Origin of the sequence: Spiroplasma endosymbiont of Apeira syringaria (assembly GCF_964020205.1) — a bacterium.
Lineage (GTDB): Bacteria > Bacillota_I > Bacilli_A > Mycoplasmatales > VBWQ01 > Spiroplasma_E > Spiroplasma_E ixodetis_A.
Window position 1 is genome coordinate 394,992 of sequence record NZ_OZ026543.1, and the last position, 17,276, is coordinate 412,267.

Sequence of the window (17,276 nt, forward strand, 5' to 3'; positions counted from 1 at the left end):
ACTTGCATGGATAAATAATAAGTGGAGTGATACCTAATAAAATATACTAACCATTAATGGTAATTCTTGGGGTGGGAGCGAATTGGAAACTAGTATATATAGACCTGTTGTAGGGACCTATTGTATTAATTCTATTCTTTATTTAACCAACCTTGCCACTCCCCAGTGAGCAAGTGTTGGTTTTATTTTTTATTTTTTTTGAAAAATTTTTTTGGGCGAGAAAATAAATTTCAAACTTGTAAAAAAAATTGAGCGGGGCCGGTTCAATTAAAATATTAATTTGTTCAACACAAATTAAATAAATATTGAATCGAATGCCTCAATGTTTTTTAAAATTTCACAATTTATTTTTGAGCCCAGAATTGCTGCAATTAATAAAACGAATAGTAGTATTATTAATAATCTAAAAATCAAAATATATGTTCTTTATGCTAGAAGCAACAGAACATATTAGGAAAGAATTATTATGCAAATAGAATTTAAAAAAGAACAAATTGTAAAAGATAAACCACAATCTATTCTTATTGATTATGTTGAATATAAATTACAATGTCCAAAATGAATGGTTAAAAATAATAGGGCTTTTCTCCCTTTATGTACTATTTTAATTTTATCACATAAATGCTGAGAAAAGCCTATCTACGGACTTCTCCCCACATTTTTAAATAAAACATAGAATTACAGTTTCAAAACTAGGTATCTTGTTGAATTTATATGCAGCTTCTTTAGCATATAAATGAACATGATGTTTTGCAACTTTGATATGTGTTTTAAATGTTCTTCTTATATGTTTTCAAACTGATTCAATTTGGTTGGTATTTACACCAATTTTTGAAACATAGCCATCTTGATGGTTAACTGTTTCATGCTTAGTGAAAACTGATTTAAAATCGCAATATCCTTTTCAAGAATCAGTATATACAAGACATTTTGAAGAAATGTGGTTTTTTGCAAACTGCAAAAGATTTTTACTCTTTGCGTTTTTCAATACTTTCACAATTAAATTATTGGTTGTTTTTTGATAAATGCCAACAATCAAGGTTTTATTCACCAAGGATCTTCCTTGTTTTTTAAAACCCATATGTGAAAGATACATTTCATCAATTTGCACTGTACCTTCAACAATAAATTGAGGTTTTTGTTTTGCAATACGTGTTCTGATTTTATGAGTCATTCTTCAAGCAGTTTTCAAAGTCACTCCCAATTCTTTTGCAATATCTGTTGATGGAATTCCATGTTTGGTGTTTATTCATCTAAAGATAAGATAAAACCAAGATGTTAAAGATGTTTGTGACCTTGAAAATATGGTGCCTGTGAGAATGCTAAATGTTTGATTACATTTTAAACATCTCATTCTTTTTAAATCAGAAGTATTCAAATTAAAATTAAAACACCTAATACATTTGTTTTATTTCAAATTTGCTATATATGCAAGACATTGCTGTTCAGTTTGAAAAGCATTGTTGAATTCATTCAGTTTCATTATTCCCTCCACAAGTACATGTGGGGAGAAGTCCGAATAATAGTTTTATTGCTGATGATAAATATACATATTGAGTTTTTAATTTAGAAAATATTAAAAGAGAATTAAGTGGTAATGAATTAATAAAATTATTAGAACCATATATTAAAGACCAAAAAATAACTGTTAATAAACCAATTGCTCAAAAAGAATATTATCTTAATGATATAAAACTTGAACCATTAAAATTTTATGAACAGCATAATAGTTGATTTATCGGTGAAATAACAGATAACAAAACTAAAATTACTAATCCTTGTTTTAAATATAACATTACGTGAGAAGAAAACAGAAAAGGTTTTAAAATAAATAATCCATATAAACATGATGATTTACCAATTAATTATTTAGTTACTTCTTATAAGGAAATTTCAACTCATAATGAAAAATTATTTTTGTTGAACATGTAAACAAAATAAATTAGATTATTTATTCTTTAATACTAATGATATTAAAACAAGAAAATATTTTTTAAGAGATAAAAATAGTAAAGCAATTTGTTATGACTGTATTTTAAATATTAGGTTAAGTAGGAGGTATAAATATGAATAAAGAAAAACCATTTTCTTATAAAGACCAAGAAATTATTAATGAATATAATAAAAAAAGTAATCAAGAAATAAAAAAAGAACATTTAAATAATATAGAAAAATTAAGATAAGATTTTAAAAAAGAAGTAATTAATGAATATAAAGAAAAAATAATTAATAGAATACTTGATTATGAAACCTTTTATATTGGTGATACACAAGGTTTAACTCCATTCGGATTTATTATTAAATTAAGAGATGAAATTAAAAATGGAGACTTTGATTAATAATGCAATATGACTTAATTATTGGAATTGACCCCGCTGGAATTGGTAATAATGGAATTGTTATATATTCAAATGAAATTAATAATATTGTTTTTAATGAAACATTTAAAACTAAAACAGTTTTAGAAAGTAAAAATTTGTATAAAGAATAATTTTTATTAATTAAAAAACATTATGATAATAAAAAAATAATAGTTATTGTAGAAAATTTCTTTTTAAATTCAAAACAATTATTAACTAATCCATTAGCAACTCCTAAAACTATTGGTACATTAATGGTATTAGTAGAAGATGTTATGAATTGAGATTATTTAGGAAGTGAACCAAAAAATAAAAATAAAATAACAAATTATAAAGGAAATATAAAATTAACAAAACATGAACAAGATGCTTATAAACATATTCAATATTATTTAAAAAATCATAAAAAAATATTAATTTTTGATAATTATTTAAGGAAATTATAAACATGAAAGAAAAAGCAAATTATGTCAAATTAACAGTAAAACTAAGTAATACTATTGAAGCAAAATATTACGAAAAAGGTAATAAAGAATTATATTATAGTGTTAGAGGTCAATGAAATGGATTAAATTATGTTACTTTAATTTTTAATAAACCAAAATTTTATAAACGATGTATTTTATTAAACAAAAACGATGAAATTATAGTAACTGGTCAAATTTTTAATACTTTAAATATTCCTAAAAATCGTACATTTTGTTCAATTAATGTTAAATGATTTAAAAAATGAAAAGAGTAAAAAATGATATTATGAAAAATTTTATTAATAGTACCAATATTAATAACAAGTATAACACTAATAATAATTTTAATATTTATTATTAAAGAATTAAAAAATGAAGGCTTTTCTCCCTTTATGTACTATTTTAATTTTATCACATAAATGCTGAGAAAAGCCTATCTACGGACTTCTCCCCACATTTTTAAATAAAACATAGAATTACAGTTTCAAAACTAGGTATCTTGTTGAATTTATATGCAGCTTCTTTAGCATATAAATGAAAATGATGTTTTGCAACTTTGATATGTGTTTTAAATGTTCTTCTTATATGTTTTCAAACTGATTCAATTTGGTTGGTATTTACACCAATTTTTGAAACATAGCCATCTTGATGGTTAACTGTTTCATGCTTAGTGAAAACTGATTTAAAATCGCAATATCCTTTTCAAGAATCAGTATATACAAGACATTTTGAAGAAATGTGGTTTTTTGCAAACTGCAAAAGATTTTTACTCTTTGCGTTTTTCAATACTTTCACAATTAAATTATTGGTTGTTTTTTGATAAATGCCAACAATCAAGGTTTTATTCACCAAGGATCTTCCTTGTTTTTTAAAACCCATATGTGAAAGATACATTTCATCAATTTGCACTGTACCTTCAACAATAAATTGAGGTTTTTGTTTTGCAATACGTGTTCTGATTTTATGAGTCATTCTTCAAGCAGTTTTCAAAGTCACTCCCAATTCTTTTGCAATATCTGTTGATGGAATTCCATGTTTGGTGTTTATTCATCTAAAGATAAGATAAAACCAAGATGTTAAAGATGTTTGTGACCTTGAAAATATGGTGCCTGTGAGAATGCTAAATGTTTGATTACATTTTAAACATCTCATTCTTTTTAAATCAGAAGTATTCAAATTAAAATTAAAACACCTAATACATTTGTTTTCTTTCAAATTTGCTATATATGCAAGACATTGCTGTTCAGTTTGAAAAGCATTTTTGAATTCATTCAGTTTCATTATTCCCTCCACAAGTACATGTGGGGAGAAGTCCGAAAATGAATATAAAGTATTAAAAATATTAAGTGAAATTTCTAATAAAATTAAAAATAAGGAGAAAAAATAATGACAATAAATGAATTTTTAAACAAATGAAAAGAAGAATGAGAAGGAATTAATATTGGTCATTTTTCAATAAATGGAGATTTTACTTTAAACCTAGATGATATTTGTATTGATAAATATGACTTAAATAAGTTTAAAAAATTGATAAATGATTTTGAAAATAATTTTAAAAATTGAGAAAAACTTGAAAATTGTAATAGTTGTGGAAATATCATATGAGAAGAAAATAAATAATGATAATAAAAATAAAAAAGAATAATAAATGTGGTTATGGTAGAGTTTTTGCTCATAAATGTAATAACTTATGTAAACAAAAACAAAATAAAAGAGTTAGGAAAGAAAGGTTAAATTATGAATAAAGAAAAATTAATTTTAGATATCGATGAAATTATAAATGATAAAAATCCACATAGAACTTATACAGAATATGTATTTTCTTTAAAAGAAAGAATTGAAAATGGAGAATTTGACTAATGATTATATTACCTACTTTATTTGAAAATAAAGATGAAATTGAAATATTATCACCATTTCCAAAAGCAATTCATACCAGTAATGATATTAGAGCAATTATTTTAAGACAATATCCAAATGTTAAATCAAAACAGAGGCTTTTTAATAATCTGTGTATCTTTGTTTTATAAAGTACTAGTTTAGATTAATTATATCTTCAAATTTTATCATAAAATGAGCAATTGCTGTATTTCAATTTTGAATAGGCAATGTTCATTTTTTTGTTATATTTTCAATTGCCAAGTAAAATATTTTGAAAACTGCCATATAATTAGGAAAAACTTTTTTATTTCTGATGATTTTTCGTAATTGACTATTAACAGATTCAATAGCATTTGTATTATAAATCACTCTTTTGATTTCTACTGGATAACTAATAAAAACCATTAAATTATCTCAATTTTTATATCAAGATTTAGTAATTTGAGGATATTGTTTATTTCATTTACTTTCAAACGATTCTAAAGCTTGCATTGCTTGTTCTTCACTACATGCACTATAAATTGGTTTTAAATCTGCAACTAGACCTTTTCGATGTTTGTATGAAACATATTTTAAACTATTTCTAATTTGATGAACAATGCATAATTGATGTTCTGTTTTAGGATAAACTGAGCCTTTTTAATAATCTGTGTATCTTTGTTTTACAAAGTTACTAATTTAGATTAATTCTGTCTTCAAATTTTATCATAAAATGAGCAATTGCTGTATTTCAATTTTGAATAGGCAATGTTAATTTTTTTGTTATATTTTCAATTGCCAAGTAAAATATTTTGAAAACTGCCATATCATTAGGAAAAACTTTTTTATTTCTGATGATTTTTCGTAATTGACTATTAACAGATTCAATAGCATTTGTAGTATAAATCACTCTTTTGATTTCTACTGGATAACTAATAAAAACCATTAAATTATCTCAATTTTTATATCAAGATTTAGTAATTTGAGGATATTGTTTATTTCATTTACTTTCAAACGATTCTAAAGCTTGCATTGCTTGTTCTTCACTACATGCACTATAAATTGGTTTTAAATCTGCAACTAGACCTTTTCGATGTTTGTATGAAACATATTTTAAACTATTTCTAATTTGATGAACAATGCATAATTGATGTTCTGTTTTAGGATAAACTGATTGTATTGCTTCTGACATGCCTGTTAAATTATCACTACAAGCAATAAGAATATCATTTAAGCCACGATTTTTCATTTCTGTGAAATTAGATAATCAAAACTTAGAACCTTCATTTTCACTAATTCATAATCCTAAAACATCTTTTTTGCCTTCTAAATCAACTCCTAATGCTATATAAACTGATTTGTTAATAATCCGTTTATCTTGTCGTACTTTAACTACTATACAATCAAAATAAACAATATGATAAATACTTTCTAATGGTCGATTTTGTCATGCTTTAACATCATCAATAACATCATCAGTAATTTGACTAATAACACTTTCACTAATATCAGCACCATGATATAACTCTTGCAACTGCATTCTAATGTCAGATAATGTCATTCCTTTTGCATACAAGGAAAGAACTTGTTGATCAAAACCATCAAATCTTCTTTGCCTTTTAGGAACTATTACAGGAGTAAAATTACTATTGCGATCTCTTGGTACATCAATTTCAATTTTACCTTGTTGAGTTATTAATTTTTTTGAACTTGTACCATTACGAGCATTTTCAGTAGTAGTATGTTGATTTTTTTCATATCCTAAATAATTTTGCATTTCAGAATTCAACATTTTTTCAACTAATCTTTTTGTTAATTCTTTATATAAACCGCCAGGTTTAAAAACTGTTGTTAAATCTTCAGTATTTTCTAGTAATAAATCTACTGCTTTTGATATTGGATCATTATTATTAAAGTTATCTTTTTTAGCCATCTGTAACTCACTCTTTCTAGTCATTTAATTATATTTACTAGAATTAATTAAACATAGTTATTTTTGTAAGTTACACAGATTACTAAAAATTTCCTCAAAACACATAATTGTTTCTGACCCGGAAAGTAATGTTGCATTAATAGTTGGTGATAATGATGTTTATCAAGGTTGAATTAAAGTAACAATTAAAAAATTAGAAAATTAAAGGAGAATAAACAAATGCAGAAGGAAAAAATTAAAATTAGAAATTATGAATTTGAATTAAATTCTTATGTAGTAGATTATTTACTAGATGTTATAAGAGAACTAATAAAAACAAATAAAGGAGATTAAAATGCCAAACGAAAATACACAATCAAATTATACTTTAACTAAATTAATTAGAACTGGTATAAGTCCAATTTGTGCAATGATTGGTACAAGTGCTTATTATGGTCAAGTAATTGTAAATCCAGTATTAGGTTCAATTAATAGTTTATTATTTGGTAAAAAATTAGGTTTAGATATTTGAAATTTAAATCAAAGACCAAATACTAAAACTAAATTAATTAAGGCTTTTCTCCCTTTATGTACTATTTTAATTTTATCACATAAATGCTGAGAAAAGCCTATCTACGGACTTCTCCCCACATTTTTAAATCAAACATAGAATTACAGTTTCAAAACTAGGTATCTTGTTGAATTTATATGCAGCTTCTTTAGCATATAAATGAACATGATGTTTTGCAACTTTGATATGTTTTTTAAATGTTCTTCTTATATGTTTTCAAACTGATTCAATTTGGTTGGTATTTACACCAATTTTTGAAACATAGCCATCTTGATGGTTAACTGTTTCATGCTTAGTGAAAACTGATTTAAAATCGCAATATCCTTTTCAAGAATCAGTATATACAAGACATTTTGAAGAAATGTGGTTTTTTGCAAACTGCAAAAGATTTTTACTCTTTGCGTTTTTCAATACTTTCACAATTAAATTATTGGTTGTTTTTTGATAAATGCCAACAATCAAGGTTTTATTCACCAAGGATCTTCCTTGTTTTTTAAAACCCATATGTGAAAGATACATTTCATCAATTTGCACTGTACCTTCAACAATAAATTGAGGTTTTTGTTTTGCAATACGTGTTCTGATTTTATGAGTCATTCTTCAAGCAGTTTTCAAAGTCACTCCCAATTCTTTTGCAATATCTGTTGATGGAATTCCATGTTTGGTGTTTATTCATCTAAAGATAAGATAAAACCAAGATGTTAAAGATGTTTGTGACCTTGAAAATATGGTGCCTGTGAGAATGCTAAATGTTTGATTACATTTTAAACATCTCATTCTTTTTAAATCAGAAGTATTCAAATTAAAACTAAAACACCTAATACATTTGTTTTCTTTCAAATTTGCTATATATGCAAGACATTGCTGTTCAGTTTGAAAAGCATTGTTGAATTCATTCAGTTTCATTATTCCCTCCACAAGTACATGTGGGGAGAAGTCCGAATATTTATATTAAAATGGTTATTTTTAAATGTAATCAAATAAATTTAAAAACATAACTTAATTAATTTTTTTTATTAAAATTTTAAAAACTTATTAAATTAAAAGTTAATAAGAATTTTTGTTGTGTATAAATATTAATTTTATTATTGATTTTTTCAATTTTTGTATTTTAATTGAAATTAATTTAATTTAGTAGTAAGATGTATTTACAATTGCATATAATTACAATTATTTCTTGTCTATAATTTGAAAGAAATCTTTAAAAAGTAATTATATCCTCCTTTTTTGTTACCGTCCCCTTTAATAATAATGATCCAATATAAAAAGCAGTAGATTTATTACTAGAAAATACTGAAGATTTAACAACAGTTTTTAAACCTGGCGGTTTATATAAAGAATTAACAAAAAGATTATTTGAAAAAATGTTGAATTCTGAAATGCAAAATTATTTAGGATATGAAAAAAATCAACATACTACTACTGAAAATGCTCGTAATGGTACAAGTTCAAAAAAATTAATAACTCAACAAGGTAAAATTGAAATTGATGTACCAAGAGATCGCAATAGTAATTTTACTCCTGTAATAGTTCCTAAAAGGCAAAGAAGATTTGATGGTTTTGATCAAAAAGTTCTTTCCTTGTATGCAAAAGGAATGACATTATCTGACATTAGAATGCAGTTGCAAGAGTTATATCATGGTGCTGATATTAGTGAAAGTGTTATTAGTCAAATTACTGATGATGTTATTGATGATGTTAAAGCATGACAAAATCGACCATTAGAAAGTATTTATCCTATTGTTTATTTTGATTGTATAGTAGTTAAAGTACGACAAGATAAACGGATTATTAACAAATCAGTTTATATAGCATTAGGAGTTGATTTAGAAGGCAAAAAAGATGTTTTAGGATTATGAATTAGTGAAAATGAAGGTTCTAAGTTTTGATTATCTAATTTCACAGAAATGAAAAATCGTGGCTTAAATGATATTCTTATTGCTTGTAGTGATAATTTAACAGGCATGTCAGAAGCAATACAATCAGTTTATCCTAAAACAGAACATCAATTATGCATTGTTCATCAAATTAGAAATAGTTTAAAATATGTTTCATACAAACATCGAAAAGGTCTAGTTGCAGATTTAAAACCAATTTATAGTGCATGTAGTGAAGAACAAGCAATGCAAGCTTTAGAATCGTTTGAAAGTAAATGAAATAAACAATATCCTCAAATTACTAAATCTTGATATAAAAATTGAGATAATTTAATGGTTTTTATTAGTTATACAGTAGAAATCAAAAGAGTGATTTATACTACAAATGCTATTGAATCTGTTAATAGTCAATTACGAAAAATCATCAGAAATAAAAAAAGTTTTTCCTAATGATATGGCAGTTTTCAAAATATTTTACTTGGCAATTGAAAATATAACAAAAAAATAAACATTGCCTATTCAAAATTGAAATACAGCAATTGCTCATTTTATGATAAAATTTGAAGACAGAATTAATCTAAATTAGTAACTTTGTAAAAAAAAGATACACAGATTATTAAAAAGCCTCCTTTTTATTTTAATTTAGTATTCTTCTTCAAGTGAAGAATTACCCATACCTATTAACTTCTCAGTTGGCATTAAACCAGTACCGGCCGGTATCAAGTTTCCTAAAATAACATTTTCCTTTAAACCACGTAAATTATCTTGTTTTGACTTAATAACAGCATTAGTTAATACTCTTGTTGTATCTTGGAAAGAAGCAGCAGCCAAGAATGATTCTGATTCTAATGGTGCTTTTTTAATCCCTAAAATAATTGGATGACCAAAAGCGGGTTTTTTACCAGCAACAATAATTTTGGCATTAACATTCTTAAATTCTTTGATATCAACAATCGCTCCAGGCAATAATGGTGAATCATTACCTTCAACTACAAAAATACGATTCAACATTTGTTTTACAATAATTTCAATATACTTATCAGAAATTTCAATTCCTTGTAAACGATAAACACGTTGTACTTCTTTTAAAATATATTGTTGAACTTCAATGATTCCTGCTACTTCTAGTAATTGTGTAATATTAATTGCACCTTCAGTTAGTTTTTGGCCAATCTTAACATTATCACCAATTTTAATTCTTACCTGCGCATTATATTGAGTTTTATATTCTTTATAGTCAAGTTTTGACTTTACAGTAATTGTATAAATTCCTTGCTCTTCACGAATATCTGTTACTTTACCATCAAACTCACTAATAATAGCAACAGCACCTTTGGGATTAGTAATATCTAATAATTCTTTAATTCTTGGTAATCCTTGGGTAATATCACTACCACCAGCAACTCCTCCAGTATGGAAAGTTCTCATCGTTAGTTGAGTTCCTGGTTCACCAATTGATTGCGCTGCAATAATTCCAACTGCTTCACCAATAGCAACAATAGAACCTGTTGTTAAATTAATACCATAACATTTTTGACAAACACCATAACTTGCTTCACAAGTTAAAACTGAACGAATATTTATTTTTGTAATTTTTGCCTCTAATATTGTTTCTACTAATTTTTCAGTAATTAATTCATTATTTGCAACAATTACATTATTGTTACTATCAACAACATCACCTTGAACAAAACGTCCAAATAAACGGTCACGTAAGGGCACAATAATATTATTACGTTTTTGGTCAACAACGTCACTAATTATAAAGCCATTACCGGTATTACAATCTTCTTCAGTAACAATAATATCTTGTGAAACGTCAACTAGTCTTCTTGTTAAATAACCTGAGTCAGAAGTTTTAAGCGCCATATCTGCCATTCCTTTACGAGCACCATGGGTAGAAATAAAGAACTCTGAAACATTTAATCCTTCACGGAATGAAGATTTAATTGGTAATTCAATAACTTCTCCTTTTGGATTATTCATTAAACCACGCATCCCTACTAATTGAGTAAAGTTACTAATATTAGTTCTAGCACCTGAATCTCACATCATAAAGATTGGATTTTCAATATCTTTTCTTAAAACTGTTTCTAGTTCAACTTGAATATTATTTTTAATACCACTTCATTTATTAATAATATGGTAATGACGCTCACGATTAGTTAACATACCTTGTTTATAAAACTTGTTAATTGTTTTAACATATTCATCTGCTTCTTTAAATAATCTTGTTTTACCTGAATAAGATACAACATCGCCTGCAGAAATTGTTGTTCCTGAAATTGTTGAAAATTTAAAACCAAGATTTTTCATTTTATCTAACATTTGTGCAGTTAATTGAGTTCCAAAAGTTTTAAAATATTTATGAATAATATCTGCTAAAGCTTTTTTCTTAAATGGTTCAACAATAACTCTTTTTTTAATAAATTCACGAAAATCAACATCAGTTGTAACTAAATCTTCATTATGGGTTTCAGTTAAATTAATAATATTTGGGCGATTAATAAATGGCATTCTTTCTGAAAACATTTGATTAAAAATAATCTTACCAATAGTAGTAATTAAAAATTTGTTTTGATCGGTAGCAGCAAATTTACTTGCACCTAAACTAGCAACACGAATTCCAATAATAGCATGTAATGAAACTTGTTTTGTATCATAAGCTTTAATTGCTTCATTAACATCTTTAAAAATTGAACCTTGACCTAATTCATCTAATTTTTCAATAGTTAAATAATAATTACCAAGAACCATATCTTGAGTTGGCGTAACAATTGGTTTACCATCTTTAGGACTTAAAATATTTTTTGAACCTAACATTAAACTTCTTGCTTCAGCTACTGCTTCTTGGGTAATTGGCACGTGAACAGCCATTTGGTCACCATCAAAGTCAGCATTAAAAGCAGGAGTTACTAGTGGATGTAAACGAATAGCTTTCCCTTTAACTAGAATTGGTTCAAATGCTTGAATTCCTAAACGGTGTAAAGTTGGGGCACGGTTTAATAAAACAGGACGATCTTTAATTACTTCTTCTAAAACATCTCAAATTCGTTCATCTTGGATTTCAATTAATTTTTCAGCAATTTTAATATTTAAAGCTAATTCTTGATGAACTAATCTTTGCACAACAAAAGGTTTGAACAAAATAATTGCCATATCACGAGGAATACCACATTGATACATTTTTAATTCCGGACCAACAGCAATAACACTTCGACCTGAATAATCAACACGCTTACCTAATAAGTTTTGACGGAAACGTCCTTGTTTTCCTTTTAATGTTGAAGTTAAAGATTTTAATGGACGTTTATCTCTTCCTGTTACTGGACGTGCTTTACGTTCATTATCAAATAAAGCATCAACTGATTCTTGCAACATTCTTTTTTCATTATTAATAATTAAGATTGGTGCTCCCATTTGTTTTACTTTTTTTAAGCGTTCATTACGAATAATAATTCTTCGATATAAATCATTAATTTCTGATGTTGTAAAACGACCACCATCTAACTGAATAATTGGACGAATATCAGGTGGAATCACCGGAATAGCGTGTAATACCATTCATTCTGGTTTATTTCCTGATTTAGCAAATGAATCAATAACATCTAAACGACGTTCTAGTTTTCTACGATCAGTTTGTGATTTCTTGTTTGTCAATTGTTTTTTAATGGCAAGAAATTCTTTTTCTAAATTAATATTTTTTAATAAATACTCAATAGCTGAAGCACCAATTCCAAATTTTGTTCCAGTATGTTTAGTAATAAATTGAGCACATTCATCCATTGAAAATGGACGTGAAGTATCTGCTAAAGTATCAGTTAACATTTGAGAACGAGTATAAGCAAAAGAAGAAGGTTCTAATTGTTCTAAAATTTGTGCAAATACTTTACGTAAACGATTACGAGTATCAGTTGAAGATTTAGCATTACCTAAATCCATAATCATTTTTTGTTTTAAACCTTTAGCGGTCCCTGGGTCTAAAACAATATAAGAAACAAAATATGCTACTTCTTCTAAGTCTTTAGCTTTCATATCTAATGCTAACGCAATTCTTGAAGGAGAAGCCTTTAACATTCAAATATGAGTTACTGGCTCTTCTAACTCAATGTGTCCTAAACGTTCACGTCGAACAATTGCTTCAGTAATTTCTACTAAACAACGTTCACAAACTTTACCTTTATTTTTTATTTTCTTATATTTACCACAAGTACATTCATAATTTTTAGTTGGTCCAAATATTCGTGCATCAAATAATCCATCTTTTTCAGGTTTTAATGACTTATAATTAATTGTTTCTGGCTTTGTAATTTCTCCATGTGATCATGAGCGAATTTGATCGGGAGAAGCAAGAGAAATTTTAAGGGCAGTATAATGTTTTGAATTTTTTTGCATTTGCATATATTTATTACTCCTTTTCTAATCCTCAAGATAACTTTCGACTTCTTCATCGTAAGTTACCACTTTTTGTTCTTGACCTTTTTCGTCAATTAACACAATATTTATTCCTAAACCTTGTAGTTCTTTTGTTAAAACATTAAATGATTCAGGGATACCTGGCGTTGGAATCTGTTTATTACGTAGAATCGCTTCATAAGTTTTAATTCTACCTTTAATATCATCAGATTTAATAGTTAGGATTTCTTGTAAAGTATGAGCAGCACCATAAGCTTCTAATGCTCAAACTTCCATTTCTCCAAATCTTTGTCCACCATTTTGTGCCTTACCACCTAATGGTTGTTGAGTAATTAATGAATATGGACCCACATTACGAGCATGTAATTTATCATCTACCATATGTGATAGTTTTAGCATATACATAACACCAACAGAAATTTTCTTGGCAAACTTTTCACCAGTTAAACCATCATATAATGTTAATTTATCAAAATCATTATATTTTGCTTCTTTCATAATATCTAACAAGTCTTGATTTTTTGCACCATCAAAAACAGGGGTTGCTACTTTAATTCCTAAAGTTTTAGCAGCCATTCCTAAGTGTAATTCAAGAATTTGTCCAATATTCATCCGCGATGGTACTCCTAATGGATTTAACATAATATCAACCGGTGTTCCATCTTCTAGGAAAGGCATATCTTCAATTGGTAAGACTTTAGAAATAACACCTTTATTTCCGTGTCTTCCAGCCATTTTATCTCCTTCTCGGATTTTACGTTTTTGGACAATAAATACTTTAACTACTTCTTCTACTTCTGAAGGTAAGTCAAAACCATCTTCACGTTTATAACGTTTAATACCTTGAACAATTCCAGCACCACCATTAGGTACTCGTAATGAATTATCTTTAACATTACGTGATTTTTCACCAAAAATAGCTGCTAATAATTTTTCTTCAGCAGTTGATTGTGTTTGACATTTTGGTGTAACTTTACCAACAAGAATATCTCCTTCTTTAACTTCAGTTCCAATTAAAACAATTCCTTCATCATCAAGATAACGTCTTGATTGTTCAGAAGTATTAGGGATTTCACGTGTAATTTCTTCTTTACCTTGTTTTGTTTTTCGACATTCTAAATTATATTCTTCAATATGCATTGAAGTATAAACATCATCTTTTACTAAACGTTCACTAATAATAATAGCATCTTCATAGTTATAACCATGTCAAGTCATGAAAGCAATAATTACATTTTGTCCTAATGCAAGTTCGCCATCTTTCATCGAAGGTCCATCTGCTAAAATTTGATTAACTTCAACTTTATCACCAACTTTTACTAATGGCACATGAGTTACTGCTGTTCCTTGATTACTACGTTCAAAACGACTTAACTCATAAGTTGTTATTTCATCTTCTGATTTAATAATAATTTCATGAGAATCAACATATTGTACAACTCCCGGTAAATTAGCAACAATAGCTAATCCTGAGTCACGAGCAACAGCATACTCAACACCCGTACCAACAATTGGTGTTTGGGTTTTTAATAATGGAATTGCTTGACGTTGCATATTAGCTCCCATTAAAGCACGGTTAGCATCATCATTTTCTAAAAAGGGAATACAACTTGTAGCTATTGACACAATTTGTTTTGGTGAAACATCAATATATTCAACTTCGTTTGGTCCAACAATAATATTTTGACCATTACTACGAGCAATAACATTATTATTTTTAATAACATTATTAGTATCTAATTCAATATTAGCTTGTGCAATGATATAATTCTTTTCTTCACCAGCAGTTAAATATTTAATTTCATTAGTAATTTTACCTGCAATTACTTGACGGTAAGGTGTTTCAATAAAACCGTATTCATTAATACGAGCATAAGTGGCTAAATTATTGATTAAACCAATATTAGGTCCTTCAGGAGTTTCAATCGGACAAATTCTTCCATAGTGAGAATAGTGAACATCACGAACTTCTAAACTAGCACGATCACGTGATAATCCACCAGGTCCTAAAGCAGTTAAACGTCTTTTATTAGCCAATTCTGCTAATGGATTAGTTTGATCCATAAATTGTGATAATTGTGATAAGTTAAAAAACTCACCAATAACAGCTGTTAATGGTTTATTATTTGTAATATTTGCTGGTTTCATTTTATCACTATCAGTAGTTGACATTTTTTCTTTAACGTTTTTTTCAATACGTCCCATTCCAATACGAAATTGGTTTTGTAGTAATTCACCAATTGTACGAATACGACGATTTGCTAAGTGATCAATATCATCAGCATTACCAATACCATGAACAAAATTTAAAATATAAGAAAGAGTTGCTAAAATATCAGCAATAGTAATAATTACTTCTTTACATTTAGGATTAATTCCAACAACATTAATAACTTCATTTAATCTTTCTTTATCATTATAAACTTTAATTAACTGCACATAATGTTTTGGTTCACTATCACTGATTGATGTTTTTAAAGGTACTAAACATGCTCCTTCTTCTAATACTGTTTTTAGAATTTCTAATTGTGATTTACCAATTACTGTTTTTTTTGATAAAACAACATTACCTCTAATATCTTTAATATCTTCAGCTAGAGTGTAATTTAAAACACGATCTGTAATAGCTAATTTTTGAATTAGCTTATATCTTCCTGCTTTTGTTAAATCATATTTTTTTGAATCAAATAATAATCCAGTTAAAAATTTTTCAGCACCATCAACACTGGCAGTTTCTCCGGCTTTAATTTTTTTATAAATTTCTTGCACTGCTGCTGGTAAATTTTGATGTTCATCATATTCATAAGTATTTAATAAAACATCATCTTTACCAATGATATTAATAACATCATCTTTAGTTAATCCTAAGGCAGTAAGTAAAGTGGTTACTGCAATTTTACGTGATTTTTCAATTTTAACTTGAATAATATCTTTAATTGCATTTTTATTACGAACTAATTTATTACGTTTAGAATCAGTTTCAAATTCTAGTCAAGTTCCACGTGATGGAATTAAATCACCTAAAAATTTATATAATCCGGTTTTTGGATCAATTTCAATTTTAAAATATGCACCTGGTGAACGAACTAATTGTGAAACAACAACCTTTTCACTTCCATTAATAATAAATGTTCCTTTTTGTGTCATTAATGGAAAATCACCTAAAAATACATCTCCTTCACGAGTTAATGTATAATCAACAATTAAAACATCTTCTTCTCTACTTTTAATAGTAACTTCAATAGTTGAAAATTCACTATTAGCATGAACATTTTTTTCTTCAAAATAATATATATTATCGCTAACTTTTGGTTCATTAATGTTTTTAATACCAAATTGGTCTTTAATTCAACGCATTAAATAATCTAAAATATTATCTTTAGCAGCAATAGTTAAATGACGATTATTTTCATGAATTGATAGAGATAATTTTGTATAGATTGGTGATTCATAAGTTTTTGACTCATCTTTTGCTTCTTTTAATGTTCTTCTTGGTTTACGAAATTCTCAATCAATCAATGATAAAATAATACGATTATCATTATCAGTTACCGGAAATATTTCATTAAATACTTCTTGTATTCCTGTATCAATAAATCATTTATAAGTATCACGTTGAATTGAAATTAAATCAGGAAGATCTAAATTTCCTGATACTTTAGTATAGTCACGTCTTTTAGCATAATGACCAAATTGTTTTGTAGTATATGACATTGGTTCATCTCCAATTTTAAAAATTTATTAAAATCAAATAATTTGATTTCAGTTAATTAGTATTAAATTACTAATTAGTTTGATAAAATATTAAGTTTT

General features: G+C 26.9%; 16 protein-coding genes and 2 pseudogenes. 11 read left to right on the forward strand and 7 right to left on the reverse strand.

The genetic code is table 4. From position 1 onward, the window contains the following. Nucleotides 1-466: 466 nt before the first annotated feature. Nucleotides 467-676, forward strand: a complete 210-nt coding sequence (locus tag AACL02_RS02465; protein ID WP_339042620.1) for a hypothetical protein — start codon at nucleotides 467-469, stop codon at nucleotides 674-676. Here the strand turns inward: AACL02_RS02465 and AACL02_RS02470 are convergent. Then, nucleotides 662-1,378: an IS1595 family transposase gene (locus AACL02_RS02470; RefSeq protein WP_339042622.1), complete on the reverse strand. Its 717-nt coding sequence runs from the start codon at nucleotides 1,376-1,378 to the stop codon at nucleotides 662-664. The two genes, AACL02_RS02465 and AACL02_RS02470, sit on opposite strands and share 15 nt — an antisense overlap. A gap of 50 nt (nucleotides 1,379-1,428) precedes the next feature. On the opposite strand from AACL02_RS02470, the gene AACL02_RS02475 reads away from it, so the two are divergent. The 4 genes from AACL02_RS02475 to AACL02_RS02490 all read left to right on the forward strand — a co-directional run bounded on the left by AACL02_RS02475 (nucleotide 1,429) and on the right by AACL02_RS02490 (nucleotide 3,102). Further along, complete coding sequence (locus AACL02_RS02475) at nucleotides 1,429-1,932, forward strand: hypothetical protein (RefSeq protein WP_339042624.1); 504 nt, start codon at nucleotides 1,429-1,431, stop codon at nucleotides 1,930-1,932. Between the two features lie 409 nt (nucleotides 1,933-2,341). Beyond that, on the forward strand, nucleotides 2,342-2,491 hold the full coding sequence (locus tag AACL02_RS02480; protein WP_339042626.1) for a hypothetical protein: 150 nt from the start codon (nucleotides 2,342-2,344) through the stop codon (nucleotides 2,489-2,491). A 144-nt stretch (nucleotides 2,492-2,635) separates the two neighbouring features. Then, nucleotides 2,636-2,806 (forward strand): hypothetical protein, encoded by a 171-nt coding sequence (locus AACL02_RS02485; protein WP_339042628.1) that lies wholly within the window; start codon nucleotides 2,636-2,638, stop codon nucleotides 2,804-2,806. Nucleotides 2,807-2,808: 2 nt separating this feature from the next. Continuing rightward, on the forward strand, nucleotides 2,809-3,102 hold the full coding sequence (locus AACL02_RS02490) for a hypothetical protein (RefSeq protein WP_339042630.1): 294 nt from the start codon (nucleotides 2,809-2,811) through the stop codon (nucleotides 3,100-3,102). Nucleotides 3,103-3,286: 184 nt separating this feature from the next. Here AACL02_RS02490 and AACL02_RS02495 read toward each other — a convergent pair whose 3' ends face one another. Then, nucleotides 3,287-4,102, reverse strand: a complete 816-nt coding sequence (locus AACL02_RS02495) for an IS1595 family transposase (RefSeq protein ID WP_339043511.1) — start codon at nucleotides 4,100-4,102, stop codon at nucleotides 3,287-3,289. A gap of 111 nt (nucleotides 4,103-4,213) precedes the next feature. Here AACL02_RS02495 and AACL02_RS02500 point away from each other — a divergent pair, with 111 nt between their 5' ends. The 3 genes from AACL02_RS02500 to AACL02_RS02510 all read left to right on the forward strand — a co-directional run bounded on the left by AACL02_RS02500 (nucleotide 4,214) and on the right by AACL02_RS02510 (nucleotide 4,857). After that, nucleotides 4,214-4,447 (forward strand): hypothetical protein, encoded by a 234-nt coding sequence (locus AACL02_RS02500; RefSeq protein ID WP_281748215.1) that lies wholly within the window; start codon nucleotides 4,214-4,216, stop codon nucleotides 4,445-4,447. Nucleotides 4,448-4,564: 117 nt separating this feature from the next. Further along, on the forward strand, nucleotides 4,565-4,687 hold the full coding sequence (locus AACL02_RS02505; protein WP_339042632.1) for a hypothetical protein: 123 nt from the start codon (nucleotides 4,565-4,567) through the stop codon (nucleotides 4,685-4,687). Further along, a complete protein-coding gene (locus AACL02_RS02510; RefSeq protein WP_339042634.1) occupies nucleotides 4,687-4,857 on the forward strand; it encodes a hypothetical protein in 171 nt (56 codons plus the stop codon). The genes AACL02_RS02505 and AACL02_RS02510 overlap by 1 nt, the downstream gene beginning before the upstream one ends. A 4-nt stretch (nucleotides 4,858-4,861) precedes the next feature. Here AACL02_RS02510 and AACL02_RS02515 read toward each other — a convergent pair. Then, nucleotides 4,862-5,341: pseudogene (locus AACL02_RS02515) on the reverse strand (IS256 family transposase); the annotation flags it as partial. A gap of 40 nt (nucleotides 5,342-5,381) precedes the next feature. After that, the gene (locus tag AACL02_RS02520) at nucleotides 5,382-6,620 is read right to left on the reverse strand and encodes an IS256 family transposase (RefSeq protein ID WP_339043513.1); all 1,239 of its coding nucleotides are present in this window, start codon (nucleotides 6,618-6,620) and stop codon (nucleotides 5,382-5,384) included. Nucleotides 6,621-6,954: 334 nt separating this feature from the next. Here AACL02_RS02520 and AACL02_RS02525 point away from each other — a divergent pair, with 334 nt between their 5' ends. Next, a complete protein-coding gene (locus tag AACL02_RS02525; RefSeq protein ID WP_339042636.1) occupies nucleotides 6,955-7,269 on the forward strand; it encodes a hypothetical protein in 315 nt (104 codons plus the stop codon). On the opposite strand, the gene AACL02_RS02530 is transcribed toward AACL02_RS02525, so the two are convergent. Next, a complete protein-coding gene (locus tag AACL02_RS02530) occupies nucleotides 7,255-8,076 on the reverse strand; it encodes an IS1595 family transposase (RefSeq protein WP_339042638.1) in 822 nt (273 codons plus the stop codon). The two genes, AACL02_RS02525 and AACL02_RS02530, sit on opposite strands and share 15 nt — an antisense overlap. Here AACL02_RS02530 and AACL02_RS02535 point away from each other — a divergent pair. Together AACL02_RS02535 and AACL02_RS02540 are read left to right on the forward strand one after the other, a co-directional pair. Further along, nucleotides 8,022-8,168, forward strand: coding sequence for a hypothetical protein (locus tag AACL02_RS02535; protein WP_339040623.1), 147 nt, complete (start codon nucleotides 8,022-8,024; stop codon nucleotides 8,166-8,168). The two genes, AACL02_RS02530 and AACL02_RS02535, sit on opposite strands and share 55 nt — an antisense overlap. A 279-nt stretch (nucleotides 8,169-8,447) precedes the next feature. Further along, nucleotides 8,448-9,633 (forward strand): annotated as a pseudogene (locus AACL02_RS02540) (IS256 family transposase). Between the two features lie 56 nt (nucleotides 9,634-9,689). Here the strand turns inward: AACL02_RS02540 and rpoC are convergent. Together rpoC and AACL02_RS02550 are read right to left on the reverse strand one after the other, a co-directional pair. Beyond that, nucleotides 9,690-13,442, reverse strand: a complete 3,753-nt coding sequence (rpoC, locus tag AACL02_RS02545) for a DNA-directed RNA polymerase subunit beta' (protein ID WP_339043515.1) — start codon at nucleotides 13,440-13,442, stop codon at nucleotides 9,690-9,692. A 24-nt stretch (nucleotides 13,443-13,466) separates the two neighbouring features. Then, nucleotides 13,467-17,177 (reverse strand): DNA-directed RNA polymerase subunit beta, encoded by a 3,711-nt coding sequence (locus AACL02_RS02550; protein ID WP_339042640.1) that lies wholly within the window; start codon nucleotides 17,175-17,177, stop codon nucleotides 13,467-13,469. Nucleotides 17,178-17,276 lie beyond the last annotated feature (99 nt).